Source organism: Streptococcus sanguinis, assembly GCF_050223295.1.
Lineage (GTDB): Bacteria > Bacillota > Bacilli > Lactobacillales > Streptococcaceae > Streptococcus > Streptococcus sanguinis_X.
Map to the genome: position 1 here is coordinate 1,586,562 of NZ_CP071424.1, position 26,097 is coordinate 1,612,658.

Annotated in this window: 25 protein-coding genes; 9 read left to right on the forward strand and 16 right to left on the reverse strand. The window is 41.4% G+C overall.

The window, feature by feature from the left end; all coding sequences use genetic code 11:
- Positions 1 to 14: 14 nt before the first annotated feature.
- From J1C77_RS07740 to ftsW, 8 genes are all read right to left on the reverse strand, one after another.
- Positions 15 to 794, reverse strand: a complete 780-nt coding sequence (locus J1C77_RS07740; protein WP_002920766.1) for a glycosyltransferase family 2 protein — start codon at positions 792 to 794, stop codon at positions 15 to 17.
- Entirely contained in the window at positions 784 to 1,143 is a 360-nt protein-coding gene (locus tag J1C77_RS07745) for a DUF2304 domain-containing protein (protein WP_002912850.1), read from the reverse strand. Before J1C77_RS07745 ends, J1C77_RS07740 begins: the two co-directional genes overlap by 11 nt.
- Entirely contained in the window at positions 1,143 to 1,859 is a 717-nt protein-coding gene (locus J1C77_RS07750; protein ID WP_002912852.1) for a glycosyltransferase family 2 protein, read from the reverse strand. The genes J1C77_RS07745 and J1C77_RS07750 overlap by 1 nt, the downstream gene beginning before the upstream one ends.
- 36 nt (positions 1,860 to 1,895) lie before the next feature.
- Positions 1,896 to 2,888 (reverse strand): glycosyltransferase family 8 protein, encoded by a 993-nt coding sequence (locus J1C77_RS07755; RefSeq protein WP_002920765.1) that lies wholly within the window; start codon positions 2,886 to 2,888, stop codon positions 1,896 to 1,898.
- A 6-nt stretch (positions 2,889 to 2,894) separates the two neighbouring features.
- Complete coding sequence (locus tag J1C77_RS07760) at positions 2,895 to 4,223, reverse strand: lipopolysaccharide biosynthesis protein (protein ID WP_002920764.1); 1,329 nt, start codon at positions 4,221 to 4,223, stop codon at positions 2,895 to 2,897.
- Positions 4,224 to 4,556: 333 nt separating this feature from the next.
- The gene (gene tuf, locus J1C77_RS07765) at positions 4,557 to 5,753 is read right to left on the reverse strand and encodes an elongation factor Tu (RefSeq protein ID WP_002895003.1); all 1,197 of its coding nucleotides are present in this window, start codon (positions 5,751 to 5,753) and stop codon (positions 4,557 to 4,559) included.
- A gap of 254 nt (positions 5,754 to 6,007) precedes the next feature.
- The gene (gene ppc / locus J1C77_RS07770) at positions 6,008 to 8,854 is read right to left on the reverse strand and encodes a phosphoenolpyruvate carboxylase (RefSeq protein WP_002904935.1); all 2,847 of its coding nucleotides are present in this window, start codon (positions 8,852 to 8,854) and stop codon (positions 6,008 to 6,010) included.
- 46 nt (positions 8,855 to 8,900) lie between these two features.
- Positions 8,901 to 10,133 carry a cell division peptidoglycan polymerase FtsW gene (gene ftsW, locus J1C77_RS07775; protein ID WP_002894999.1) on the reverse strand — a complete coding sequence of 411 codons (1,233 nt, stop codon included), beginning with the start codon at positions 10,131 to 10,133 and terminating at the stop codon, positions 8,901 to 8,903.
- Between the two features lie 154 nt (positions 10,134 to 10,287).
- On the opposite strand from ftsW, the gene J1C77_RS07780 reads away from it, so the two are divergent.
- From J1C77_RS07780 to lysS, 6 genes are all read left to right on the forward strand, one after another.
- On the forward strand, positions 10,288 to 10,764 hold the full coding sequence (locus tag J1C77_RS07780) for a glutathione peroxidase (protein WP_002920763.1): 477 nt from the start codon (positions 10,288 to 10,290) through the stop codon (positions 10,762 to 10,764).
- A gap of 209 nt (positions 10,765 to 10,973) precedes the next feature.
- On the forward strand, positions 10,974 to 11,831 hold the full coding sequence (locus J1C77_RS07785) for a glycoside hydrolase family 25 protein (RefSeq protein WP_002920762.1): 858 nt from the start codon (positions 10,974 to 10,976) through the stop codon (positions 11,829 to 11,831).
- Between the two features lie 142 nt (positions 11,832 to 11,973).
- Complete coding sequence (locus J1C77_RS07790; RefSeq protein WP_042762799.1) at positions 11,974 to 12,822, forward strand: DUF368 domain-containing protein; 849 nt, start codon at positions 11,974 to 11,976, stop codon at positions 12,820 to 12,822.
- Entirely contained in the window at positions 12,815 to 13,300 is a 486-nt protein-coding gene (locus tag J1C77_RS07795; protein ID WP_002920759.1) for an aminoacyl-tRNA deacylase, read from the forward strand. The genes J1C77_RS07790 and J1C77_RS07795 overlap by 8 nt, the downstream gene beginning before the upstream one ends.
- 62 nt (positions 13,301 to 13,362) lie before the next feature.
- On the forward strand, positions 13,363 to 13,998 hold the full coding sequence (locus J1C77_RS07800) for a histidine phosphatase family protein (RefSeq protein WP_002920758.1): 636 nt from the start codon (positions 13,363 to 13,365) through the stop codon (positions 13,996 to 13,998).
- A gap of 100 nt (positions 13,999 to 14,098) precedes the next feature.
- Complete coding sequence (gene lysS, locus J1C77_RS07805; RefSeq protein ID WP_002914784.1) at positions 14,099 to 15,589, forward strand: lysine--tRNA ligase; 1,491 nt, start codon at positions 14,099 to 14,101, stop codon at positions 15,587 to 15,589.
- A gap of 98 nt (positions 15,590 to 15,687) precedes the next feature.
- Here lysS and J1C77_RS07810 read toward each other — a convergent pair whose 3' ends face one another.
- Genes J1C77_RS07810 through J1C77_RS07820 form a run of 3 tightly spaced genes read right to left on the reverse strand, consistent with a single transcriptional unit; the run spans position 15,688 to position 18,801 of the window.
- On the reverse strand, positions 15,688 to 16,956 hold the full coding sequence (locus J1C77_RS07810) for an ABC transporter permease (protein WP_002920757.1): 1,269 nt from the start codon (positions 16,954 to 16,956) through the stop codon (positions 15,688 to 15,690).
- Positions 16,956 to 17,654, reverse strand: a complete 699-nt coding sequence (locus tag J1C77_RS07815; protein ID WP_002899969.1) for an ABC transporter ATP-binding protein — start codon at positions 17,652 to 17,654, stop codon at positions 16,956 to 16,958. Before J1C77_RS07815 ends, J1C77_RS07810 begins: the two co-directional genes overlap by 1 nt.
- Positions 17,638 to 18,801: an efflux RND transporter periplasmic adaptor subunit gene (locus J1C77_RS07820; RefSeq protein ID WP_002920756.1), complete on the reverse strand. Its 1,164-nt coding sequence runs from the start codon at positions 18,799 to 18,801 to the stop codon at positions 17,638 to 17,640. Before J1C77_RS07820 ends, J1C77_RS07815 begins: the two co-directional genes overlap by 17 nt.
- A 209-nt stretch (positions 18,802 to 19,010) precedes the next feature.
- Here J1C77_RS07820 and gorA point away from each other — a divergent pair, with 209 nt between their 5' ends.
- A complete protein-coding gene (gene gorA, locus J1C77_RS07825; protein WP_042762795.1) occupies positions 19,011 to 20,360 on the forward strand; it encodes a glutathione-disulfide reductase in 1,350 nt (449 codons plus the stop codon).
- 354 nt (positions 20,361 to 20,714) lie between these two features.
- Here gorA and J1C77_RS07830 read toward each other — a convergent pair whose 3' ends face one another.
- The gene (locus tag J1C77_RS07830; RefSeq protein ID WP_042762793.1) at positions 20,715 to 21,446 is read right to left on the reverse strand and encodes a cyclase family protein; all 732 of its coding nucleotides are present in this window, start codon (positions 21,444 to 21,446) and stop codon (positions 20,715 to 20,717) included.
- A 471-nt stretch (positions 21,447 to 21,917) separates the two neighbouring features.
- On the opposite strand from J1C77_RS07830, the gene J1C77_RS07835 reads away from it, so the two are divergent.
- On the forward strand, positions 21,918 to 22,463 hold the full coding sequence (locus tag J1C77_RS07835) for a biotin transporter BioY (protein ID WP_042762791.1): 546 nt from the start codon (positions 21,918 to 21,920) through the stop codon (positions 22,461 to 22,463).
- Between the two features lie 23 nt (positions 22,464 to 22,486).
- Here J1C77_RS07835 and J1C77_RS07840 read toward each other — a convergent pair whose 3' ends face one another.
- Positions 22,487 to 22,699, reverse strand: coding sequence for a YdbC family protein (locus J1C77_RS07840; protein WP_002897227.1), 213 nt, complete (start codon positions 22,697 to 22,699; stop codon positions 22,487 to 22,489).
- Between the two features lie 90 nt (positions 22,700 to 22,789).
- On the opposite strand from J1C77_RS07840, the gene J1C77_RS07845 reads away from it, so the two are divergent.
- Entirely contained in the window at positions 22,790 to 23,146 is a 357-nt protein-coding gene (locus J1C77_RS07845; protein ID WP_002920752.1) for a hypothetical protein, read from the forward strand.
- 26 nt (positions 23,147 to 23,172) lie between these two features.
- Here the strand turns inward: J1C77_RS07845 and J1C77_RS07850 are convergent, their stop codons facing one another.
- From J1C77_RS07850 to J1C77_RS07860, 3 genes are all read right to left on the reverse strand, one after another.
- On the reverse strand, positions 23,173 to 23,496 hold the full coding sequence (locus J1C77_RS07850; protein WP_042762789.1) for a CHY zinc finger protein: 324 nt from the start codon (positions 23,494 to 23,496) through the stop codon (positions 23,173 to 23,175).
- A gap of 72 nt (positions 23,497 to 23,568) precedes the next feature.
- Positions 23,569 to 24,855: a peptidase U32 family protein gene (locus J1C77_RS07855; protein WP_042762787.1), complete on the reverse strand. Its 1,287-nt coding sequence runs from the start codon at positions 24,853 to 24,855 to the stop codon at positions 23,569 to 23,571.
- A gap of 227 nt (positions 24,856 to 25,082) precedes the next feature.
- Positions 25,083 to 26,012, reverse strand: a complete 930-nt coding sequence (locus J1C77_RS07860) for a peptidase U32 family protein (protein ID WP_042763170.1) — start codon at positions 26,010 to 26,012, stop codon at positions 25,083 to 25,085.
- Positions 26,013 to 26,097: the final 85 nt, after the last annotated feature.

Sequence of the window (26,097 nt, forward strand, 5' to 3'; positions counted from 1 at the left end):
TGTAAATAACTCTATTAGTTTGAGTTAGCATCTTGACTCTTCATGTATGCTTTATTTACCAGATTAGCCACCCACTTGGGCCAGAAAAGCTGATACATGAACAAGTCCTCTTTGGTTCGAGTATTATCTGAAATAGTCTTGGTTGTTTCCGACTCTCCATGAATCCGGTGGCACATAAGCTTCTCAGAAATATAAGCAAAGCGCCCCTTATAGGAGCTAATCTTATACCAAGCATACCAATCTAGACTCACGCGCATTTCCTCATCAAATCGAAAATCCCTTAATGCCTCTAAATTGTATGTCACCGCCGGACAGGAAATGGGATTGCCAAAAGCTAGAACCCGATTTCTCCAAAAACGACTGGATGGCATCAGATTTAAGGTTTTAAGCATGAGAGTCTTGATTTTCAGATTGGTATTAGCCGGAATTTTGACTCCATTTTTCTCTTCAAAGTAGTCTGTATAGGCAATGAGAATATCCTTAGACTGCTCTATCTTCTGCATCACTGCTTCTAAATAAGTTGGCTCATAGTAGTCATCCTGATGAGCAATGGTAGCATAAGAAGTCTCAACAAAGGTAAGGGCATTATTCCAGTCCTTACCGATACCACCGCCTTCTTTCGTGTAAAAAGGAATACCGTACTTCTGGCACAGCTGCTTAATTGAACCCAACGGTGTTGAGCTATAGCAGATAATCTTTGATTGCAAGGTTTGAGCCTGCAAAGACAAGATACAAGCTTCTAAAAATTCGCTTTCGCCATAGGCGCAAATCACCCAGGTATGGTTATTTTTCATCTTTTTCACTCTCTAACTTGGACATTCTTTGCTTCATGATGGACAGTTCTTGCACCAACTGCTTGATTTGCTCCTTTTGCTTGGAAATGGAAATAGTGTGTAAAAAAACAATAACCAGCAGGAAAAAGATGGCCAAGGACATGACAAAGTTTGAGGTCAACTCAAAGCCTAACAATTTGGCAATCGAAACGGGAATCCAATCAAAAATAGAAATAACAATCAGAACGAAGCCAATAATAATCCACATAAAGGCTTGCTCAAACAAAATATTGTTTTGATTGATATTCCGAAAGACAAAATACAGGAATAGGACTGAAGCCACTAGCATAACAATAGACAAAATGGACATTATTCACTCTCTTTCATAAAAGCAGCAATCAAGATCGAAGAGCAAACTTCAATCATATAGCGAATGGACTTAATCGGAGTAATTGAAGAGACTCCTCCTGCACGTTCAAACATATTGGCTGGTGCTTCCACCACTTTATATTTCCGCTTCAAGATATGGACAATCGATTCTGGCTCAGGATATTTTATAGGATAGCGCGCAGCGAATTGTCGAATAATGTCACGATTGGCCAAACGATAGCCTGACGTGGTATCCAGAATCCTTTTGCCTGTTGTTAATTTAATAAAAGCTGAAATAATGGTAATGCCAAAACGCCGCATAAAAGTCGTCTGAAATTCCGAAGACTTGTCACCGATAAAACGAGAACCAACAACCAAATCAGCCTGCTGACGACGAATAGGCTCCAGCAAAGCATCCAGCGACTCAATATCATGCTGACCATCTCCATCAAACTGTACGGCCACATCATAATTCTTCTCAAGAGCATACTTATAGCCCGTCTGAACAGCCCCGCCAATCCCTAAATTCATAACTAAATGAATAGCATTCAGATGATGGCTGTCCAAAATCTCCTTAGTTCTGTCAACTGACCCATCATTGATAACTACGTAGTCTAAGTCAAAATCAACTTTCTTCCGATATTCTATAATGCTCATAACCGTATTTAAAATACTTTCTTCCTCATTATAAGCAGGAATTATCATTAAAACTTTCATTAATTTAATCTATTCTTTCTATAACATGTCATCACATTATTTTTTGTTTTTCTGCAACTGTTTTTTTCTATATTTCATAAAGCTCGGGATTAGGGAATTGATAATCTTATATCTTAGCATTGGAAAAGGCTTCATAACAATATTAAAGATTCTAAAACAAACAAAATAAAGCTGCCAACCTTCTTCCATTGGTGTATCTTTCCATGGAGTTTTGTGGAGATAATAGAGGTACTCCTTTTTAAACCTATGTGTGTTCCCTTTCCGCCAAGGTCTCTCTTCACCAAGATAGTGAATAATTGTAGGTGCTTTCCGAAAATGATTAAAATCTTCCTGTGACATAAACTTAGTTGGCTTACTTAATTCACTCAACGTTTTATAAGGATAGACATCATAAATATTAAAATAATTAAAGGAAATTGGCAAGGTAAAAATTTGCTCTTTCAAGGCTCCATTTAAGGCATCTTGGTCTGGTGCGAATAGCTTTCCTTCATGAAATTGATAAAATTCTATGACCTTTTTACCAATCTCTTCCCTACGCCATTTTTTTAGATCGATCAATAGGACACCCGAATTATGATAGGGGTACTCTTTCAAAGCTAGAAATTCCTTTCTTGACTTATCCACAGTTGGTTCGGGACACATACCTATTACCTTATCTCCTAAGTCGCTATAAAAAAGAGAACCTATATCTTCTAGAACTAGTGTATCTCCGTCGAGATATAAAATCCTATCAACTTCTTGTGGAAGAAGTTTATCTAAAAAAAGACGTGCCAAAATAATTGAAGACCAACCGTTTGTATCAAAATCAAAATCAATATAGTCTGCGATATTATTTATAGAAATAATACAAACTTTTCTATCGTAACTTTTAGCAAATCCTTTTAATTTGTTTTGATTCTCTTGGCTTATCCTCTCGCCAATTAAATATACTGTAATATTCTCAGCAGATTTATTATTCTCAAATATAGAACACATACAGGTTGCAACTTGAGGTACGAACGCATCATTTAATGTAAATAAGATATTCATAGAATTCTACTTCTTTCTTTTTTCCTGATTTTTAGCAACGCCATAAATAATCAGACTTGTTGCATAAAAGACGCACATGGAGATTAAAAAGGAATTAGCAGCTCCCAGCAATTTTTGATCACGGATAAATGGTAAAGTAATAAATTTTGAAACAGCAAATGTCAATAAATAGGCTATCATCAGATAATGCTGTTTTCTAAAGATGGTCATAATGATATCAACCACTAGAGCAAAAACATTCAAAATACCGCCTATAAGTAATATAGTGAAAGGAAGCTTATACTCCTGTAATTGGATACCATAGACAGCACTAAGCACTTCTGTACCAATCAGATAACCCAAAATAACAATAACAAGTCCTAAAACAGTCATTACTAGATTTAGAGTATTGACCTGTTTGAAAAATAGTGTAAATTTCTTCTCGTTCCAATAAATGGAAAGCTGTGTAGTCAACGGTCTCAGGACAAAGAATAAAAGGGATAGAACAAAGACAGGCATGAATAGAACATTAAAGTCTCTTTGAACCCCAGATGAAAAATAGCCATTTGTCAAAAGGTAATCAATATCAATTTTTGGCTCGTTATAGATATACGTTATCAAAAAACCATTTAAAAACAAGGGAAAACTATTTTTCAAAATAGAATACACATTTTTTCTGTCATCATGGAGTTTAGGCGAAAACTTTTCCTGAGAAAAATGTAATCTACAGTTTCTGAAATCTAAGGGGAAGGTCAGAATGAAATTCGCACAGCAAATAACAATACTAGCTACCATCAATGATTTTGTAAGCAACAGGACTATTGCAAATATTAACATGCAAATCCAGCTCCTATAGAATTGCACCTTTCCAGCTAAGTCTGATCTATTTTTTTGCTGAAATAATCCTTGAAAAACATCTGAATATGCATCTATAGCCCGATAAAGAACAAGCAATAAAATAATACTAGATTTATAAACATCATACCCTTGCCATAGAGTATAGATAAACGATGTTAAAATCATCAAAAAGATCGTAAAAAGTCTCGTGTTATGATAAGAAGCAAATTGGTATCTTTCTTTTATATCCGTAGATTGCAGATTTCTAACTTGAAAATAACCTAGAACAAAGAACTGCTGACCAAGAGCATAAGCAATACTAAAAATATCAGAATCTCTTGAATCTAGAAATCTAGAAGCTAGTAGAAGCAAGACGACTGATATCAATGAAGATGAGACTGTCCCCAACATGTTCCATATATAGTTATTTTTCAGTCCTTCTTTTGAGATTATTTTTTCTATTTCTTTATTACCGTCATTATTTTTAGCATAAGGTGATGATCCTGATTTTGAGGGCATTTTTCTTCTCCAAATGTATTCTATTTCTTATTATACTATACTTTCAGTGAAAAGTGAAAATCCTTCCTGAAAGAATCTCTCTTTTAAATGATACTTTCTTCCCCAACCTAATTAAAAAGGGCAAAACTTCTATCAAGCTTATATCTATACTTCTTCTCTTTCCGTTTCCTAAATCATCTTAAAGGTGGTTCTGCAAAATCAAGCTATCTATTCTGGAGATTACCGACCACCTTCTATTCTTCCTCATTTTTTAAAACAATTACAATATTAAAAAACCCCGTTTTCACGGGGTTTAGTGTCTGACTATAATTGTTATCTGGGAACGGAATCGAATTAAGCTTCGATTTCTGTAACCATACCTGAACCAACGGTACGTCCACCTTCACGGATAGAGAAAGTAGTACCTTGTTCAACGGCGATTGGGTGGATCAACTCAACGTCGATTGTTACGTTATCACCAGGCATTACCATTTCAGTACCTGCTGGAAGTTCGATTGAACCTGTAACGTCAGTTGTACGGAAGTAGAACTGTGGACGGTAGTTGTTGAAGAATGGAGTGTGACGTCCGCCTTCTTCTTTAGTAAGGATATAAACTTCACCCTTGAATTTAGTGTGTGGGTTGATTGAACCTGGTTTAGCGATAACTTGTCCACGTTCGATTTCATCACGTTGGATACCACGGAGAAGTACACCTACGTTGTCACCTGCAAGACCTTCGTCAAGCTGTTTACGGAACATTTCAACACCAGTAACAACTGCTTTTTGGATTTCTTCTTTGATACCAACGATTTCGATTTCGTCGTTGACTTTAACGATACCACGGTCGATACGTCCTGAAGCAACTGTACCACGACCAGTGATTGAGAATACGTCTTCGACTGGAAGAAGCAATGGCTTGTCAGTATCGCGTTCTGGTTCTGGGATGTACTCATCAACAGTGTCCATCAATTCCATGATGATGTCTTCATATTTAGAGTCACCTTCAAGAGCTTTAAGAGCTGAACCTTGGATAACTGGAAGATCGTCACCTGGGAAGTCGTATTCTGACAAGAGGTCACGGATTTCCATTTCAACCAATTCAAGCAATTCTTCATCGTCAACCAAGTCAACTTTGTTCATGAAGACGATCAAGTGTTTAACACCAACCTGACGTGAAAGCAAGATGTGCTCACGAGTTTGTGGCATTGGTCCGTCAGTTGAAGCTACTACAAGGATAGCTCCGTCCATTTGAGCGGCACCAGTGATCATGTTTTTAACGTAGTCCGCGTGTCCTGGAGCGTCGATGTGAGCGTAGTGACGCTTAGCAGTTTCATACTCAACGTGCGCAGTGTTGATAGTGATTCCGCGTTCGCGTTCTTCTGGAGCAGCATCGATAGACGCATAGTCTTTAGGTTGGTTAACTGCTGAAGGCAAGCGACGTGCCAATACAGTTGTGATAGCTGCTGTTAAAGTAGTTTTACCGTGGTCAACGTGTCCGATAGTACCAATGTTAACGTGTGGTTTACTACGATCGTATTTTTCTTTTGCCATTTGAGTAAAAGCCTCCAATAAAATATATTTTATAGATAGACAGTAGGCAATACAGTCTAACTTTCCTTACTATTTTATCAAATTTAAATGAAAATGCAAGTCTTTTAGCATTTTTTTGTGAATTATTCCTTGTCTGATTTTTAGTAAGGTTGATACAAAGAAAAGCGGTTGAACTGTCACTAGTATAACGAATTAAGTAGCCCTTTGGTTACAAAAATAGAAAAAACCGGAAAAATTCCGATTTTCTCTTTGTATTAGCCAGAGTTTCGCAGACCAGTTGCAATACCGTTGATGGTGATGTGAATCAGCTTTTCTTGATCAGGTGTGAGCTGGCCATTTCGCTGACGCTTGATCAGTTCTAGCTGGATATAGTTCAAAACATTGAAGTAAGGCATACGATAGTGCAAGCTATCTCTCAGATAGGTGTTTTCTGCCAGAAGCTCATCGTGCCCTTCAATCTCTAGAATGACATCCTTAGTCAGCTGCCACTCATCCAAGATAATATTGAAAATATCACGCACATTCTGATCTTCACAAAGCTGCGCATACTCAAAAGCGATATTCATATTTGACTTAGACAGAACCATGTCTACATTTGATAAGAGTGACTTGAAGAAAGGCCATCTCTTATACATAAATTGCAGAAAGGCTAAGTTATTTTCTGGGTCTTCATCAATGAATTCCTTGAAACTTGACCCAACACCATACCAACCTGGGAACATAACCCGACTTTGAGACCATGAGAAGACCCATGGAATAGCCCGGAGACCACCGATTTCAGTGATGGTTTTACGGGCTGCTGGACGAGAACCAATATTAAAGCTAGAAATAGCCTTGATTGGGCTGGATTCAAAGAAATAATCGTAAAAACGCTCGTCACCAAAGACTAAATCACGGTAAATCTGATAACTGCGATTAACTACTTGGTCCATAATTCGCTCATATTTATCAGACGTATGGCTATCGCTCTTCTTATGAGTTACCATGCGGTTAATGGCAGCAGACACTAGCATTTCCAAGTTATAGTAGGCTGCGTCTTTATTTCCATATTTATTACCAATGACTTCCCCTTGCTCAGTCAGACGGATCCGGTCATTGATACTGCGGAGTGGCTGAGAAGTAATAGCTTCATAGGTTGGGCCGCCACCACGTCCCACCGTACCTCCCCGGCCATGGAAGAAGGTGATTTTCACGCCAAACTTATCACCGATGGCTGTCAGCTGCTGCTGAGCCTTGTAGAGAGTCCAGCAAGAAGATAGGTAGCCACCGTCCTTATTACTGTCTGAATAGCCCAGCATGATTTCCTGGTAATTATCCTTAGAGGCAATCCACTTCTGCGCAATTGGCAGAGACAGGTATTTCTCCATGGTATCGCAGGAATTGTCCAAATCCTCAATGGTTTCAAAGAGCGGAACAATCTGGACACGAGCACCATTTTCATCAATCAGTCCCACTTCCTTGAGCATAATAGCCAACTCAAGTAGATCTGATACACTGGTCGAGTGAGAGATAATATTCTGCTTAATAACTTCCTCACCAATGGCATCTTTTAGCTGACGAGCTGTTTTGAAAATCTCCAGTTCTTTTTGAAGGAGTTCGGATTTAGGCTCATGAGTAGCTGACAGGATACGAGGATCTTCTAGCAGCTGTTTGAGGAGAACCTGGCATTTTTCTTCTTCCGATAGATTGCTATAATCCTGGACAATATTAGCTGAAGCCAAGAGCTCAGCCACACAAGCCTCATGAACGCTGGAATCCTGACGCATATCAATGCTGGCCAAGAAGAAGCCGAAAACATCAACCGCTTGGAGAAGTTCAGTCAAGTCGCCACTTACCAAAGCTTCCCCATGATGTTCAATAAGAGAATCATAAATGACCTGCAAGTCTTTTTTAAATTCCTGAGCTGTTTTGTAAGAAGGTGTCTCCTCCTTCTTCAGCTCAGTCAGGGTCTCGCTGATACGAGACTGGATATAATTAGGAATGATTTCTCTTCCCTTATTGCTGACAGAAAGGTTAGCCTTCGCAGAAAATTTTTCCTCAGCTCGGTCAGTCAATCGCTGACCATCATTTGAGAAATTGCCTTCTTTTAGGTAAAGCAAGGTTTGAATCAGCTTGGACTGGATATAGTGAAAAGCACGGCGGTAAGGCTCATTTTCCCGATAAACAGACTTGTCTGTAGACAGAGCTGCCATTTCTGCTACTGCCTGACTGGTTTCTGAGAGGTTGGTCGAGAGCGAGAAGGTGCGATAGAGTGTATAAACCTTATCAATATAATAGTTGAGGATGACTTCACTCTGGAGGGTGGCTGATAGTTTCAGGGTTTCTGCAGTTACAAAAGGATTGCCATCTCGGTCTCCGCCAATCCACATTCCCATGGTAATAGGCTTAGGATTATCCAGTTTGATGCCCCGCTCTTCTGCCAAGCGTCTGTATTCGACCATAAAGTTGGTGATTGCTTGTAGGAAAGAGCTGTTATAGTACTCCATGACATTGGTAATCTCATTGGTCACTTTCAGCTTTTTCTCACGGATCATATCTGTCTGCATCATAAGCTCAATATAGCGACGGAGATTTCCGAGCCACTTCTTCTCATTGACAAGGCCAGCCTTAACATCTCGATGCTGACGCAGCAAGCTATGGATATGATTGGTTAAGTCTAGAATGGTCTTGCGCTGAACTTGCGTCGGGTGAGCTGTCAGTACTGGAACAACATTCAAATTCTCCAGAATCTCCTGAGCATTTTCCCGCGTTGAAATCAAGTCAATAGTTGTTGACAGCTTTCCAAGATAATCCTGATTGATATTGTTTTGATGGTTGATTTCATAAGCTAGGTCCACGTCTTCTGAGATATTAATCAAAAGCGGCAAAATAGAGAAATAACGAGAAATATAAACCATTTCATCTGTCGTTAGTTCTTCTACAATCGCTTTTAACTCATGATATTTGGAGTTAACCGCCAGCTCCTCCATGAGGGAGATTTTTTCAAAGGTCTCAGGGCTGAGAAGATTCCGAGTAATATCGGCAAGCAAGTCTGTCAAAATGGCGACTTCTTCTCGAATCACTTCTTTATTGCTGTAGCTTTCTAATTTGTTAAATGACATAATCTGCACCTTTCATTTTTACAACAACTGTTCATACGAACTGCGTTTAAGCTTCCTCAGACTGGTCTTGCGCCTCCGCTTCCATCTGTTCATAGAGGGCATCACGGCGCTCGTTGGCATCAATATTAAGTACCAAGGCGATGGCTACTGACAAGACCAGAAGACTGTTCCCTCCTTGCGATAGGAAGGGGAAGGTTACTCCTGTAGAAGGAATGAGACCTGAGATTCCACCGATATTGATGAAGGTCTGCATGAGTATCATACCGCCAATTCCCAAAGCCATCATGGAGTTAAATGGATTCTTGGCCCGAATCCCGACCAAGATAATTCTCAAAATCAGGAAAAAGAGTAAGGCCAGAATCAGACTGGCACCAAAGAAACCAAACTCTTCTATCACGATAGAAAATACAAAGTCTGTATGAGCTTCCGGCAGATAACCGCGCTTTTCAATAGAGTTCCCCAAGCCTAGACCAAACCAGCCGCCATTACTCATAGCATAATAGGAATTAGCCAATTGGTGGCCTGAGCCAGACAGGTCCTTGAAGGGATTGAAAAAAGCACTGAAACGCTTGGCCACATACCCAAAGACTGGAATCTTGGCCACGCGCTCAACCCCAATCAACCAAATGCTAGCTAGAACCAAGCCGGAAACACTAACAATGGCTCCCAGCATCGTAGAAAACCATCGATAGCCAATCCCGCTGACAGCAATCATTATCACGACGGTCAAAAATAGAATAGTCGCATTTCCAAGGTCTGGCATAATCGCTACAATCCCAATCAGAATAGCCACCATGGTCCGCCAGTCGTTAAAGGCTTTAGGAAACCAATGGTTATGGGTCAGGGCTTGGTAGTCATAGACCTTTATCTCCTCCTGCCTCTTAGTGAAGCGAAAAGCTAGATACCAGACCAGAATAATCTTCAAATACTCCGCAGGCTGAATACTGAAAGCTCCAAGCTTGAGCCAACCATGGGCACCGTTAATAGTCCCTGTTATAAAACGAGATAAGAGCAAGAGGATAATCTCAGCAAAGATAACTATAGTCAGGATGCCTCCTTTTTTCAGGAAACCCAAGCGGATTCTATATAGGAGCGCAATTATAAAGAGACTTATTACCCAAAAAATCCCCTGATTCAAGACCATGCCAAAACCATTTCCTCCGGCCTGAATCGAGGTAGGACTCGTCGTTGAATAGACCACAATCAATCCCAAAACGGATAGAATCAAATAGGGAATCAAGATGGAATAATTCAACAAGTGCTTCTTGTCAATTTTCATATTTCACCATTAAACTTCTAAAAATTCAATTCTCATTATACCACCTTTTGGATTGAAAAAAAAGCATTAGTGCAGAGACTGGAACAATAAGGTCTTGCTTTCTCTCTTTTACATAAAATTGTGATAAGATAGGAAGCAAACAAAGGAGGAGAACATGACAGACATTTATGATATCGAAATCCAAAAACAAGACGGAAGTCTGCAAAAAATGAGTGATTATAAAGAAAAGATTCTGCTGATTGTCAATACAGCGACCGGCTGCGGCTTCACTCCTCAGTACCAAGAACTGCAGGAACTCTATGAGCGCTATCAGAAAGACGGATTTGAAATTCTAGATTTCCCCTGCAATCAGTTTGGCCAGCAGGCACCTGGAGACGCTGCAGAAATCAACAGCTTTTGCAGCCTTAACTACGGAACAACCTTTCCTCGATTTGCCAAGATCGATGTCAATGGTCCTCATACCGCTCCTCTCTTTGACTGGCTCAAAAAAGAAAAGTGCGGTCTTCTGGGTGAGAAGATTAAATGGAATTTCACAAAGTTTCTGGTCAGCCGAGATGGAACAGTCATCAAACGTTTCTCTCCGCAAACTTCTCCCAAAAAGATTGAAGAGCTCATTCAAAAGCTATTATAAAAGGTAAGAAAAAGCAAAATGATTTATCCAACGACAATTCACCGTCCACAGCTTAGCTAAGCTCTTTTAAAAAAATAAGACATTTTGAGCTTTCAAAACGTCTTGTTTTTGCATTATAATATTTCAATTATATTACATTTTATTCATTTTCCAGCAATTCTGGGGATATTTTTTGCTTTTTTATTTGTTTTAAGTTAAAATAAACCAGTATGAGGAAGAGGATTAAACCGCTTGCAATCCTAATTTTCTTTGCTTCTTTTATCGCTTTAATTTTGATAAGCAAGCAAATTACTGACTCTCAGGAAAAGCAAGCACAGGCAAAAATTTCACAAACTAAACAAACTCCAAGTTCCTCAAAAAAAGAGGAAACATCTGAAGATTCGTCCTTGGATGAAGAGTTTATTTCCAGACCAATCATTGACATTTCTGGCTGGCAACTGCCGAGTGAGATTAATTACGACTTACTCGCACAGAATGTTTCAGGAGTAATTGTCCGTGTTCATAGTGGATCGCAGGCAAAAAAAGAAAATGCAGCAACCCATCTGAATGGTCTGGACAAGTCTTATGAAAGACATATCAAAGAATTTCAAAAGCGCAACATCCCTGTTGCTGTCTATGCCTATGTGGCCGCCAATAGCAAAAAAGAAATGGAAAAAGAAGCTGAAAGTTTCTACAAGGCTTCTGCTAAGTACCATCCAACCTATTATTGGCTAGACGTCGAAGAAAAGACCATGTCTGACATGAATGCGGGAGTTGAGGCTTTCCGAGCCAAGCTAGAGTCACTTGGTGTTAAAAATATTGGTATCTATATTGGAACTTATTTTATGGAGGAGCATAGCATCTCTACCGATAAATTCACAGCAATTTGGATTCCGACTTATGGTAATGACGACGGCTACTACAATGCCGCACCAAATACGGAGCAAGATTACGACTTGCATCAGTACACATCACAAGGACAGCTGACTGGCTTCTCCCATTATCTTGATTTGAACCAGCTGTCAACCTTGAAAGACCAGACGGCTACTTATCAAAAGCTATTTACAGTTCCTAAAGAAAGTCAATAGCTCAGAACGACAGCTCAAGTCTCAAAGACTGCTGTCGTTTTTTATTGTCATAAAATAGGAAATTTCCAGTCGTTTCCTCTTAATAAAGCCTATATTTTATGATATAATGATTTGATAAATGAAATTAGAAAAGGAAAATACAATGATTTCTTGGTTGAATAGAATTTTCAAAGGAATGGTCATTGCACTTGGCTTTATTTTGCCGGGAGTTTCAGGCGGTGTTTTAGCAGCTATCTTAGGTATTTACGAGCGCCTGATTCATTTTTTAGCCCATTTAAAGGAAAACTTCGTCGAAAATGTTCTCTATTTCATACCAGTTGGAATCGGAATGATTTTAGGAATTGCCGCTTTCTCCTATCCTGTCAATCTGCTGCTGGACAACTACAAAGTGATTGTCCTTTGGGGATTTGCTGGAGCCATTATTGGGACTGTTCCCAGCCTCATTAAAGAGTCTGTCGCTAAAAGTGAGCGTGATCGGACTGATATTCTCGTTTTCTGGGTCAGCCTCATCCTTTCAGGAATCTTTCTTTATTCCCTAAATGGGATGGTCGGCACCTTGCCAGCCAACTTTCTCTCTTTCATCCTAGCAGGAGCCTTGATCGCACTGGGCATTTTAATTCCCGGACTCAGTCCGTCCAACCTTCTCTTAATTTTAGGACTCTATGCACCTATGCTGAATGGCTTCCGCAAACTGGACCTCTTGGGCACCTTTCTTCCAATTGGAATCGGTGGTGCCTTAGCACTGATTCTCTTCTCTAAGCTCATGGATCATATTTTGAAAAACTACTACTCTCGTGTCTATCACTTTATCATTGGCATCGTCCTATCCAGTACACTTCTCATTGTAGTGCCACAAGCAGGAAACAGTGAAAGCATAAGCTATCATGGAGTTTCTGTATTGACACTTGTCCTTGCAGCCTTTTTCTTCGGTCTGGGAACCTGGTTGGGTCTCTGGATGTCACAATTAGAAGAGAGATATACTAATGGCTAAAAAAACAAAAATCAAAAAAACTCTGGTCGAGCAAATTTTAAGCAAGGCTAAGATTGAACATAAAGGTCTGCAGCTAAATGCCTTAGCAGAACACCCAGCCGATGGTTTGGACCGTTCGCAGATTTATAAAACTTTAGCCTTGACAGGAGACAAGACTGGCACACTGATTGGTATCCTGCCTATCACAGAACATCTATCTGAAAAGAAAATGGCCAAGATTTCCGGCAATAAAAAAGTCAGCATGATTCCCCAGAAAGACTTGGAAAAGACAACGGGCTATATCCACGGAGCCAATAATCCTGTCGGTATCCGTCAAAAGCACAACTTCCCAATCTATATCGACCAGTCAGCTCTAGAGCGAGATAGCATTATCGTTTCTGCCGGTGAAGTCGGCCGCAGTATCGAAATCAAGGCTCAAGATTTAGCAGATTTTGTTCAAGCTGACTTTGCGGACCTTAAGGAAAATCCTGGCTCATAATTCTTCAACACTGCACCTAATATTCTCAATAAACTCTAACAAGAAAGAAACAATCAACCACTATGAAATTATACTTTGTCCGACACGGAAGAACGGAATGGAATCAAGAAGGCCGCTTTCAGGGAGCTAGCGGTGATTCGCCACTGCTGCCAGCCGCCGTTGAAGAACTGCATACCCTAGGAAAACATCTGGCCCAGACTCAATTTGGCAAGATTTACAGCAGCGACCTCCCTCGCGCCGTTCGCTCTGCTGAGATTATCCAAGAAGAAAGCCAGTTTCCGACTGAAATCGTATCAGTACCTGAACTGCGAGAATGGCAGTTGGGAAAACTAGAAGGCGCAAAAATTTCTACCATTGAAGCCATCTATCCACACCAGATGACAGCCTTCCGCCACAACCTCTCTCAATTTAATCATACGTTTTTTGACGCTGAGTCGGTCTACCATACGACCCACCGGACCATTTCCTTTATCAAGACCTTAAAGGACAAGGACTATGAGCAAGTACTCATTGTCGGACACGGAGCCAACTTAACCGCCAGTATTCGAACCATGCTGGGCTATGACACACCCCTCCTACGCAAGAATGGCGGTCTGACCAATGCCAGCATCACCATCCTTGAAACAGAAGACTTTGAGAATTTTGAGCTGATCACTTGGAATAATACGGATTATTTAGTTGAAAAGGCAGAAAATTAAGGCTGGATTTCTAGCTTTTTTTCTTACTTTATATCCAAATATAGATGAATTTCCCTATCTTTTGTGATAAAATAGGTAGGAAAACTTTTGGAGGAAAAACATGACTACTGAACATATCGAGGAATTAAACGACCAGCAGATTATCCGCCGTGAAAAAATGGCTGCACTGGCTGAGCAGGGAATTGACCCTTTTGGCAAACGCTTCGAGCGGACTGCTAACTCTGCTCAACTAAAAGAAAAATACAATGATAAAGATAAAGAAGAATTAAACGAACTCAACGAAACAGCTATTATCGCTGGCCGTCTCATGACCAAACGCGGCAAAGGAAAGGTTGGCTTTGCTCACATCCAAGATCGTGAAGGCCAAATCCAGATTTATGTACGTAAGGATGCTGTTGGTGAAGAAAATTATGAAATCTTCAAAAAGGCTGACTTAGGAGATTTCCTCGGTATCGAAGGTGAGATTATGCGGACGGATATGGGGGAGCTTTCTATCAAGGCGACCCACCTTACTCATTTGTCTAAGGCTCTGCGTCCCCTACCTGAAAAATTCCACGGTCTGACAGATGTCGAAACTATCTACCGTAAACGTTATTTGGATTTGATTTCCAACCGCGAAAGCTTTGAACGCTTTGTCACTCGTTCAAAAATCATCTCAGAAATCCGTCGTTACTTGGATGGACAAGGCTTCCTTGAAGTTGAAACTCCTGTTCTCCACAATGAGGCAGGCGGTGCTGCTGCCCGTCCATTTATCACCCACCACAATGCCCAAAATATTGACATGGTACTGCGGATTGCAACCGAGCTTCACCTTAAACGTCTTATCGTCGGTGGTATGGAGCGAGTTTATGAGATTGGCCGTATCTTCCGTAACGAAGGGATGGACGCAACTCACAATCCAGAGTTCACTTCCATCGAGGTTTACCAAGCCTATGCAGATTTCCAAGATATCATGGACTTGACTGAAGGCATTATCCAACACGCTGCTGTTTCTGTCAATGGAGATGGACCGGTCAACTACCAAGGAACTGAAATCAAGATCAACGAACCATTTAAACGCGTTCACATGGTAGATGCCATCAAGGAAATTACTGGTGTTGATTTCTGGCAAGATATGAGCTTTGAAGAAGCTGCTGCCTTGGCTAAAGAAAAGAAAGTTCCGCTTGAAAAACACTTCACCGAAGTTGGCCATGTTATCAATGCTTTCTTTGAAGAATTTGTGGAAGAAACCTTGATTCAGCCAACCTTTGTCTACGGTCACCCTGTAGCAGTGTCACCTCTGGCCAAGAAAAATCCAGAAGATCCACGCTTCACGGACCGTTTCGAGCTCTTCATCATGACCAAAGAATATGCCAATGCCTTCACCGAGTTGAACGATCCAATCGATCAATTATCTCGTTTTGAAGCACAAGCAAAAGCCAAAGAACTGGGCGATGACGAAGCAACTGGCATCGACTATGACTTTGTCGAAGCTCTGGAATACGGTATGCCACCAACTGGAGGTCTGGGAATCGGTATCGACCGGCTGGTTATGTTACTAACCGACGTGACTACTATTCGCGATGTCCTGCTCTTCCCAACTATGAAATAATCTGTATTTTATACGATATTAAGAGAACAAATCCTGCTGGAATACCAGCAGGATTTTTACATCACAAAAAAGTCTGGGAAACCAGACTTTTTGTTGTATTATTCATATCTCAGTGCTTCAATTGGATCCAGTTTAGAGGCTTTATTGGCCGGCAGGATTCCGAAGAGAACACCGATAGTAGCTGAGAAAAGAAGACTAATGATGCTGACTGTGAGTGATACTGTCACTGGTGTTCCTTCCAGCATTTGACTCATGGCTGAGCCTAGTACAGACGCAAGTCCTGCAGCTAGAACCAAGCCAATCAACCCACCAATCAGTGTCAAAATCATAGACTCAATCAGAAATTGCATCAAAATATTTCCGCGTGTCGCTCCCAGAGCTTTCCGAAGTCCGATTTCACGAGTCCGCTCAGTGACCGATACCAGCATAATATTCATAACGCCGATACCTCCAACAAAGAGTGAGATTCCGGCGATAGCACCGATAACTCCTGTCATGGCACCATAAATATTTTGCACTTCCTGATAAAGGGCACTATCGTCTGTCACTTGATATTCGCCCTGTTGGAGACCAGCAATTTCTGTTAATTTCTTGGCAACCTTAGGACCAAGTTCTGGAACCAAGCTGGTATCATTCACCCGAAGAACAATCTCTGAAATTTCATCTACTCCAAAGTTTGCAGCTATGAGAGTATTAGTTGTAATGGCATTACCACCATAGACCTGCATGGAGCCAGATGCAGCAGCAGTTTCAGGATCTCTATAAACCCCAATCACCCGATAGTTACTGGCACCCACTGTCACAATCTTATTGATTGCTTCTTCAGCGGAAGAAAAGAGAGTCGCAGCCAGATCTTCGTCCAGCAGCACAACACTGGCAAAACCTTTATAGTCTTGCTGTCTTAAAGCGCGACCAGCAATGATTTTGTATTTTTTTACCTGAATATAGGTCATGTTTGCTCCGACAAAGTTGACGCGCTCAGCCTGCTTATTTTCGTAGCTAAAGGTTTCCATAGCTGAGTTGGTCACATAGTAGCCGTCCACTCCCTTTATATGGGTCAATTCCTTAACCCAGGCTTCCTGGGCCTTGGGTGGTTCCACCACTTCTTCGCTTTCATCTTCTACATTTACTGAATAGAGATCAGCCGTTTGTGTGTAGGAGCCGTCCTTGCTCTTTTTAGGAGAAAAGACAAGACGCATGTTTTTCTGACTTTTGGTAAAACTCTCATTAACCCGCCGAGTAATGGAATCTCCCAAGGCCATGATAACCACAACCGAAGCCACTCCGATAATAATCCCAATCATGGTCAGGAAAGACCGCATTTTGTGTCCAAGAATGGAGCTAATGGCAAATTTCCAGTTTTGCATTAGGCTAGTCCTCCTTCCTTAGCGCTATCAGATGAGATGACACCGTCACGAATGACAATCTGCCGTTTGGCATAGGCCGCAATCTCAGGCTCGTGGGTTACCATGATAATGGTTTTCCCTTCTCGATTGAGCTCAGTTAAGAGCTCCATAATCTGCTCACCAGTCTTGGTATCCAAGGCCCCCGTCGGTTCGTCAGCCAGAATCAGAGAGGGATTATTGACCAAAGCACGCGCAATGGCTACCCGCTGCTTCTGTCCTCCGGAAAGCTCTGAAGGCAGATGATGCATCCGCGTGTCCAGCTCCACCTTGGTCAGAAACTGCTCAGCCAAAGACTTACGTTTAGATTGACCGACACCTGCATAAATCAAGGGCAGTTCCACATTTTGCAAGGCATTAAGCTTAGACAAGAGAAAGAACTGCTGGAAGACAAAGCCGATTTGCTTATTTCGAACCTTGGCCAGCTTCTTATCACCTAGCTTAGCGACTTCTTCGCTTCCTAGATGGTATTCACCAGTGGTCGGACGATCCAGCATCCCAATGATATTCATCAGAGTAGACTTACCAGATCCAGACGGCCCCATGATGGCAACAAACTCGCCCTCTTCAACCTCCAGACTGATGTCTTTTAATACCTGCAGTTCCTGGTCTCCATTGCGATAGCTCTTATTAATATTTTTTAACTCAATTAGCTTCTTCATAAGATTTCACCTCTTGACCGTCTTTCAAGCTATCTGTCGGATTGATGATAACTTTACTATCCTTTGTCAAACCAGATGAGATTTCTTGATTTTCAGCATCAGCATTTCCGAGCGTTACTTCTGTCTTCTTGGCAACTCCTTTTTCCAGGACCCAAACATAGTTCTTGTCTCCGTCCATTACCACACTGCTGACTGGCACAATGAGTCCCTGAGTATTGTTTTTAACTTCAATGTTGACAGAGAAACCTTGCTTGAGCTCACCAATCTCGCTGGTAATGTCAATTGTAAATGGATATTTAGAACCTGAAGCTGTTCCGCTGCCACCTGTTCCAGATGGCTGAGCTGCTGCTTGCTGGCCGTCTTTTGGATAGTTGGAAATGTAGCTGATTTTACCAGTCCATTTCTTGTCTGGGTAAACTTTTGATGTAATGGTCACTTCTTGACCGACAGACAAGTTAGCCAGGTTGTATTCGGACAATTCTCCCTTAATTTGCAGATTACCATTGCTGACGATATGAACCAAGGTTTGAGTGGCACCAGTTGTTGATTTTGAAACATCACGGTTGACTTCTACGACCGTACCATCTGCAGTGCTGGTCACTGTTAAGGCATTGAGAGTAGCTTGTGCTTTGTTCATATTATCAACTGCATCAGCTCGAGCATCGCGCAGGTCAGCTGCCTGAGACTCTACAGAACGCTGAGCCTGAGCTTCAGACGCCCCATCAGCTTCTTCGTCGCCGGTAGTATTTACAGTCACACCATTGGTTTGCAAGTCATGCAATTGACGATCGGCTTTGCTAACCGCCCGAGCAGCCGCATCATAAGCAGCCTGAGCCTCTGCACTTTTATAAGTGACCAACGCTTGACCGGCAGTCACTTGGTCACCAACATTGACCAGTACATTTTCCAAGTCACCTTTGGTGCTGTCATAGTAGATGTACTGCTCGTTGCTGGCTGTAACATTGCCTGTCAGTAAGACTGAAGAAGCCACTGAGCCTTCCTTGGCTTTCTGAACCAGCGGAGTCGTATCGACCGGTGCCTCAGAAGGATTCCCTCCATTTAAAAACATGAAGAGAATTGCTCCTGCAACAACTGCAATTGTAGCTCCAATAATGCTAAATAATTGCCATTTCTTTAACTTTTTCATCTTTTTTCCTCCTCTTGATGAAAACGATTTTCTTTTGTTATATTATATCACAAGGCTATCATAATTCTTCTAAAAAAATTTACAGTTTTTCACAAATGGTTGCTGTTTTATCTCAGATAGTCACTCCACTTAAATCCGTAGCAGATTTTTGCATTCACCTGCTAAAAAAGGTACAATTACCTCATATAATAGAAGGAGATTCTAACAAGATGAAAGAATTTGATATGATTGCTATTGGCGGTGGCAGCGGGGGAATTGCTACCATGAATCGGGCCGGCGAATACGGTGCCAAGGTTGCCGTTATTGAAGAAAAGAAACTAGGTGGCACCTGTGTCAATGTCGGCTGTGTTCCAAAGAAGATTATGTGGTACGGAGCCCAAATCGCTGAAGCTATCCAGCATTATGGACCAGACTACGGCTTTACCTCTGATAATCAGGCTTTTGATTTTGCTACCCTTCGGAAAAATCGCGAAGCTTATATTGACCGAGCACGTTCATCTTACGACGGTAGCTTCAAACGGAATGGGGTTGAGCTGATTGAAGGCCATGCCCGCTTTGTGGATGCAAACACTGTCCAAGTCAACGGTGAGCTTATTCGCGCCAAGCACATTGTCATCGCGACGGGTGCTCATGCTGCTATTCCAAATATCCCTGGCGCAGGCTACGGAGAGAATTCCGACGATGTCTTCGCTTGGGAAGAATTACCTGAATCTGTTGCCATTGTCGGAGCAGGCTATATAGCAGTTGAGCTAGCTGGCGTGCTCCATGCTCTGGGAGTTAAAACAGACCTTTTTGTCCGTAAGGATCGACCACTACGCAACTTTGATAGCTATCTGATTGACGGTCTGCTCCAAGAAATGGAGAACTCTGGACTCCAGCTTCATACTCATAAGATTCCGCAAAAGTTGGAAAAGCTGCCTGATGGTCAGCTCAAGCTCTACTTTGAAGATGGCAGCAGCCACACAGCCCAGCATGTTATCTGGGCCATCGGTCGTAAGCCAAATGTTCAAGACCTCAATCTGGAAGCAGCTGGCGTAACTCTCAATGAACGTGGCTTCATCGCTGTAGATGAGTATCAAAACACTGTGGTTCCTAGCATCTATGCTCTAGGCGATGTAACAGGTGAAAAAGAATTAACTCCTGTTGCTATCAAGGCTGGACGGACCCTGTCTGAGCGTCTTTTCAATGGCAAAACAAATGCTAAGATGGACTACTCGACTATTCCAACTGTCGTCTTCTCCCATCCCGCTATTGGGACAGTTGGCCTGACTGAGGTAGAGGCTATCAAGACTTACGGAGCTGAAAATATCCATGTTTACACATCTAGCTTCACATCCATGTATTCAGCTGTCACCCAGCACCGCCAACAGGCCAAGTTCAAGCTTATCACTGCCGGTGAGGATGAAAAGGTCGTTGGCCTGCACGGTATTGGCTACGGAGTAGACGAGATGATTCAAGGTTTCGCAGTTGCTATCAAGATGGGCGCTACCAAGGCTGACTTTGATGCTACAGTTGCTATTCACCCGACAGGTTCCGAAGAATTCGTGACAATGCGATAAAAAATTCAAAATCAGAAGAGGTTTGGTATTCCAGCCTCTTTTTGACTTCTGCTACCATTTTATAATAAAGATGTTGACCGTTCCATAACCTAATCTTTCATTTTACTGACAATTCTTACATTTTTGTAAGATTGTAAATTTTAGCTAGTTCAGGTTCATTTGACTTTCCTTTCAAATATCAGTCTAATGAAAGAAATTGAGAATTTTTTCAGAGCATAGACTACTGCATCACTATTTTAAAGGGTAAATTGTCAAATATCCATCAAGAAATTCCAAAGATTATAAAAAGCAATCTATTTATTAGTTATTATATGAGACAAGGAGCCTGAAATGAAATCTCAGACTCCTTTTTCATTATGGTAAAATAGCTACAGCCCTCACTGGTGAACCGCTAGCTTGATGCCAGTTGGGAAAGCTAATCGAGATGAGAGCACCCTTAGCCGGCAGCTGATCCAGATTGGTCATAACTTCTAGCTGATAAATATCCTGCTCCAAAAGATAGTATTCATTGAGCAGCCCATGCTCCGCTGTAGGAATACCCGCATCTGTATCAAAAGTTTCGTGACCTACCGCCTTGACACCACGCTCATGGATAAGAAACTCTAGAGCATCACGTCCCCACCCAGGAGTATGCTGAATCTCCTGGTCATCCAGATTGCGCATAGCAGATTGACTTGGCCAACGCTTGGACCAGTCTGAGCGAAAGGCAACAAACGTTCCTGGCTCAATCTGCCCGTGCTCCGCTTCAAAATCCAAAATATCCTGCTTGCCCAGAATAAAGTCTGGATTCTCTGCTACTTCCTTAGACTTATCAATAACCACCAAAGGCAGGAAAAGATCTTTTAGTTCAATCTCTTCCAACCAGCGACCACCCTCCACAAAGTGAATCGGAGCATCAATATGAGTCCCGTACTGGCCAACTACAGAAAACTGCTGAACATGAAAACCGTCTTTCAAAGTGAAAATATCCTTCTTCTCCAAGGCAGGCAGAGCTGGAAAATGCGGACTATCTTCCTTGATCTGATGGGACAAGTTGACCCATTTTTTCTCCTGTAGTTCCTGATAAATTTTTAATAAATCTGTCATAGCCTTCTCCAATCTAGTCAGTCTTGCTTTAGGAAGATGTTGATTACGCACCCACATCTCTAGCAAAAACTCTTATTTACTTTTGCATTATTATATCAATCAAAGTGTGCTGCTGCAATTCTTTATAGCACTTTTAGATAATCCTTTTTTATTGATAAGAATATAGTTTAAAGCTATAGCTAATTTTTCTAATGAAGCCTATTCAAACATTGAAAATTTTGATATGATAGTACAAAGCAATCCAGAAATGAGGAAAACTGATGAGTAAAACAAAAAAACTTCTTGCGGCCTTGGGCATCCTTTTCTTTAATATTTTTGGTCTTATCGCCTTCTTCGTCTTGCTCATCAGAAGCAAGAAACGAAAATAAGAATCTGTCTGTATAATTGTCTCGTCCGATTAAGAAGGACTTGACTTTTTTTTATTTAGCTTTTAAAATAGTTACCATAAAATATAAAAGAGGTTTACTATTTATGAACAAGAACAAAGCTTTTCTTCTTGCCCTCCCAGCTATCGGAGCTGCCTTCCTAGCTGTCCTATCCCAATTAACTTTTTCTATCGGCCCCGTTCCCATCACGCTGCAGACTTTTGCTGTCGGTTTGATTGCAACGATTTTCAAACCTCGCGAAGCTGTGTTGTCAGTCTTTGTTTATCTGCTGCTAGGAGCTATTGGTCTACCGGTCTTTGCTGGAGGAAGCGGTGGTTTTCAGGCTCTCTTTGGTCCAAGCGCCGGCTATCTCTGGTTCTACTTACTCTTTGCCCTTGTGACATCCAGTCTGACCCATAAGGACAGTCCTTTCTATATGGTTTTTATAGCCAATGTATTGGGTGATGCTCTCGTCTTTGTCGGTGGTATCCTAGGACTCCATTTCTTGGGAGGATTTGATTTCTCTAAGTCGGTCGCGGTTGGCCTTACTCCTTTTATCCTGCCAGACTTGCTAAAAATGGTTGTCATTACCATTATCAGCATTCCCATTTTTAAGAGTCTGAAATTTCATCCCTACTTTTCAGAGAAATAGAAAAACTGATAGAGCTTCCTCTATCAGTTTTTAAATGCATCCACGAGAACTTGGAATTCTTCATTGGAAAGGGTAATCCCCTTGCCCATTTTGCTGTGGTCTGGGCTCCAAGTCCGAATATCATACTTAGCTGGTGCTCCATTAAAGCTAACGCGGTTGAGTTCCTTGGTCCATCCCTTATCATTTTCAGACAGGACCAGAAGTTTTTCTTCGATTTCGAATGTAAATTCAGCCATATTTCACCTCTTGTTTTATTTTCCAACTAATAATTCGTAAAAGAATTTACAATTTAGGGAATTTTGTTATATAATATATTGTAACAAGTTATGGAGATTTTAGCTATGAAAAAATATCTCGAAATGATTTTACAAAGAGCTAACGAATTTATCAGTGGCAAAAAGAATGAACAAGGACCAGAGGACAGCGGTCGCATCCTGCGTACCATCGAGCTAGCTCTGCGAAAACAATCTGGTGTCCACGTTATCTTTCTAGATAAAAGCTTCACTGGCGATATTGTTAAATACGATCGCGAGCGCCAGCAGCTGATTATCAAAAATTTCAAGAAAAGTATGACCACTATTATCCGCGTGCAGGACATCAAGCGAATCAGCCTCGTACCAAATAATATCCGTGAGGCCCAAAAGAAGGACATTCGCATCACCAGCCATCGTTTCAAAAGATAACTCTTCCATCCAGCTGGATGGAAGAGTTATTTGTTTGTCTGAAAATAAATTGATTGATGCTTCTTGCATCCTGGATTAAAAGGATGAGTACAGATAGGACAAGCATCCTCACAGCCAAGATACTGGGAAATAGTCAACTCGGTCCTGCAATGACCACAAAGAACTACTCGATCTTCTGAGCGACTCACAGGATAGGCCAGAAAAGCATGGTCTTCGTAGCAGTCATGACAGAGAAAGCAAGGATAGTATTTCTGACAAGCAAAGCACTTAAGAGCTATGATATCTCTCTCACTATGATAATGCTGGCAGCGAGTCTCCTCATCAAGAATATCTCCGTAAACCTGAATCATGCTACTTCCTCTCTGAAAACCTGTATTCATAAAGATGGCTTTTAGATTAAAAAGCCACCTATGAATATAAGATTAAGCTCGGACGGTCACGCTAGTGCCATCTTCCTTGTATAGATTAATCAAGCCTTCCTTTCGAGCCCGCACCATATCGCCAGCCTCTACGGGCTGCTCCAAGTGAATGGTCAGAAGCTCCATCGGATTAGGAGCCCGATCAATTTTGTTACCATTAGCATCACGAAGGTCTGTGACAAAGGTTTCAAAATGACGAAAGCCCGGTCCATAAAACTCAACCTGATCTCCTTCATGGATAACATTTCGCTGACGGATAGTCGCTGTCTGACTATCTGCGTCATAGGCTACTACTTCTGCTACAAATTTGTATTCCGGAATCTTGCGTCGCGCTCCGAACAGCTGCTCATTCTCTGTTGGAGTATGATAGTAAAACCCTGTGGCCAATTCGCGTTGAGCAACCTTCCACATCTCATCGACCAAGTCCTGCTTGATAGCTTCAAACTTTTCAGGACTTTCTAGATAAGCATTAACTGCTGCTTTATAGCAGTTAGTCACCGTGGAAACGTAATGAATAGACTTCATCCGTCCCTCAATCTTCAAGCTATCCACTCCATTTTCAATCATGTCTGGTATGCGGTCAATCATGGACATATCAACTGCGGACATGGAAAATTCTTCTGGAACTTCACCCTTCAAGCTCTTACGTTCTTGTCCGAAAGGCATATCGTAGAGGTCATATTTCCAACGGCAGGATTGTGAGCAGCCACCACGATTGGCATCGCGCATACTCATGTGGTTGGATAATGTACAGCGTCCAGAGTAGGAAATACACATCGCTCCATGAACAAAAGCTTCTATCTCAACATCAGTCCGTCGGCGAATTTCAGCTAGCTCAGCCATTGATACTTCGCGAGCTAGGACAACGCGAGTCAGTCCTAAATTCTTCCAAAACTCCAGCGTTTCATAGTTGGTCGCACTGGCCTGAGTCGATAGGTGGATTTCTAGACCAGGTGCTTCTGATGCTGCGATAGCAATCAAAGCTGGATCTGAAACAATGACAGCCGCAATCCCGATGTCTCGCAAACGGCGGAACCACTCACCAGCCCCCTCTTCATTGCCCTCGTGCATGACCATATTGGCCGCGACATAGACCTTGGCACCATAACTAGCCGCAAACTGAACCCCTTCTTCCATCTGTTCAAAGGTAAAGTTCCCAGCCCGGCTGCGCAGACCATAGGCTTGACCGCCAATAAAAACAGCATCTGCTCCATATCGAACAGCTACTTTTAGCTTTTCCAAAGTACCAGCAGGTGACAATACCTCTGGTCGTTTCAACTTTCTTGCCATCATTTTCTCCTATTTGCAATATAAAAGTGTTGATGTCTAATCCTTATTATTTTATAGTAATTTACCCCTAAAAGCAAGGTTCTTTGAATTATTTTCACAATTCTAATTTTCAGATTTTTCGAATTAATTCAAAAAATAGTTTGAAACATTTATTTTTTACTCATGTTTTATAAATCTCATTTTTGTTCACAAAAAAGAACTCCTAAAAAGAGTTCTCGTTTCTAATTTTATTTTACCATATCAGGATCATAGTCATAAAATCCTGTATCGAGAAAACGATTTTTCGGATGCAGTTTATGAATCGCCTCATCCAGCACAAATGCTTGGTCTGAGCTAAACTTGCCTGCTTCAATCAAATCTCTCGCCTCTACAAAAATCTTAGCAATCTCGACAAAGTTGTGACCAGGTGTGTAGAGACCTTCCAACTTCCAGTTGCAGAAGCCATGGTCAACCAACTCTATCAGCTTGGTCATCAAATCCAAGTCATTATTGGCAAAAATATGAGTACCATGATTGTCCTCAAAAATCGAGTAATGGCTCTGCGGATCGCTTGGTTCTGCTAGAAATAGATCCCGTTCTCTCGTCTTCTCATCATCGATATGAGTGAAATTATAGTAATTCTGCAAAAGAGGACGCTTGGAGTGATGGATGACACTAGCTCCGTAAACCAAGACTTCAGCAGGAATTTCCAGAATCTCTGGCATCTTAAAAAGCTCTGCAGAAGGAATCTCACGCGCTAAGACAGCTTCTGAAACTCCAGCATTCTTAGCCCAAAAGTTAATCTGACGGCTGCTGGTAACCATGGTCGATGCGTCGTAAATGGTTTTTAATTTGTAGCCGTCGCGCTGCAGCACATAGAAAACACCAGCATCTCCAACCGTAATATAATCTGCCCCAATCTCCTGCAAGAAATCAAGGTAGGGCTTGATCTTATCCATCATTTCCTGATGCATGAGCGCATTCACTGCAACGGTCAACTCTTTTCCTGCTTGGTGAACTAAGTCAGAAATTCGAGTTAATTCGTCTAAACTAAAATTATGAGGCAAACGAAGGCCATAATTTTTCTCGCCGACATAAATTCGATCGACATTTGCCTCTAGAAGTTCCTCAACTTGTTCTATACTTTCAGCTGTTGCTGTAATAATTATCTTTTTCATAAAACCATTATAGCAAAAAAATATAAAGGAGTGGTTTTTCATTCGAATTTATTCGTTTTGTAATCCTTTTGTAATATTTAAAACT

Bases quoted from the DNA above. Each gene is read 5' to 3' on its own strand.
- J1C77_RS07740 (WP_002920766.1), bottom strand. From the start codon at position 794: ATGAAAAATAACCATACCTGGGTGATTTGCGCCTATGGCGAAAGCGAA.
- J1C77_RS07745 (WP_002912850.1), bottom strand. From the start codon at position 1,143: ATGTCCATTTTGTCTATTGTTATGCTAGTGGCTTCAGTCCTATTCCTG.
- J1C77_RS07750 (WP_002912852.1), bottom strand. From the start codon at position 1,859: ATGAAAGTTTTAATGATAATTCCTGCTTATAATGAGGAAGAAAGTATT.
- J1C77_RS07755 (WP_002920765.1), bottom strand. From the start codon at position 2,888: ATGAATATCTTATTTACATTAAATGATGCGTTCGTACCTCAAGTTGCA.
- J1C77_RS07760 (WP_002920764.1), bottom strand. From the start codon at position 4,223: ATGCCCTCAAAATCAGGATCATCACCTTATGCTAAAAATAATGACGGT.
- tuf (WP_002895003.1), bottom strand. From the start codon at position 5,753: ATGGCAAAAGAAAAATACGATCGTAGTAAACCACACGTTAACATTGGT.
- ppc (WP_002904935.1), bottom strand. From the start codon at position 8,854: ATGTCATTTAACAAATTAGAAAGCTACAGCAATAAAGAAGTGATTCGA.
- ftsW (WP_002894999.1), bottom strand. From the start codon at position 10,133: ATGAAAATTGACAAGAAGCACTTGTTGAATTATTCCATCTTGATTCCC.
- J1C77_RS07780 (WP_002920763.1), top strand. From the start codon at position 10,288: ATGACAGACATTTATGATATCGAAATCCAAAAACAAGACGGAAGTCTG.
- J1C77_RS07785 (WP_002920762.1), top strand. From the start codon at position 10,974: ATGAGGAAGAGGATTAAACCGCTTGCAATCCTAATTTTCTTTGCTTCT.
- J1C77_RS07790 (WP_042762799.1), top strand. From the start codon at position 11,974: ATGATTTCTTGGTTGAATAGAATTTTCAAAGGAATGGTCATTGCACTT.
- J1C77_RS07795 (WP_002920759.1), top strand. From the start codon at position 12,815: ATGGCTAAAAAAACAAAAATCAAAAAAACTCTGGTCGAGCAAATTTTA.
- J1C77_RS07800 (WP_002920758.1), top strand. From the start codon at position 13,363: ATGAAATTATACTTTGTCCGACACGGAAGAACGGAATGGAATCAAGAA.
- lysS (WP_002914784.1), top strand. From the start codon at position 14,099: ATGACTACTGAACATATCGAGGAATTAAACGACCAGCAGATTATCCGC.
- J1C77_RS07810 (WP_002920757.1), bottom strand. From the start codon at position 16,956: ATGCAAAACTGGAAATTTGCCATTAGCTCCATTCTTGGACACAAAATG.
- J1C77_RS07815 (WP_002899969.1), bottom strand. From the start codon at position 17,654: ATGAAGAAGCTAATTGAGTTAAAAAATATTAATAAGAGCTATCGCAAT.
- J1C77_RS07820 (WP_002920756.1), bottom strand. From the start codon at position 18,801: ATGAAAAAGTTAAAGAAATGGCAATTATTTAGCATTATTGGAGCTACA.
- gorA (WP_042762795.1), top strand. From the start codon at position 19,011: ATGAAAGAATTTGATATGATTGCTATTGGCGGTGGCAGCGGGGGAATT.
- J1C77_RS07830 (WP_042762793.1), bottom strand. From the start codon at position 21,446: ATGACAGATTTATTAAAAATTTATCAGGAACTACAGGAGAAAAAATGG.
- J1C77_RS07835 (WP_042762791.1), top strand. From the start codon at position 21,918: ATGAACAAGAACAAAGCTTTTCTTCTTGCCCTCCCAGCTATCGGAGCT.
- J1C77_RS07840 (WP_002897227.1), bottom strand. From the start codon at position 22,699: ATGGCTGAATTTACATTCGAAATCGAAGAAAAACTTCTGGTCCTGTCT.
- J1C77_RS07845 (WP_002920752.1), top strand. From the start codon at position 22,790: ATGGAGATTTTAGCTATGAAAAAATATCTCGAAATGATTTTACAAAGA.
- J1C77_RS07850 (WP_042762789.1), bottom strand. From the start codon at position 23,496: ATGATTCAGGTTTACGGAGATATTCTTGATGAGGAGACTCGCTGCCAG.
- J1C77_RS07855 (WP_042762787.1), bottom strand. From the start codon at position 24,855: ATGGCAAGAAAGTTGAAACGACCAGAGGTATTGTCACCTGCTGGTACT.
- J1C77_RS07860 (WP_042763170.1), bottom strand. From the start codon at position 26,012: ATGAAAAAGATAATTATTACAGCAACAGCTGAAAGTATAGAACAAGTT.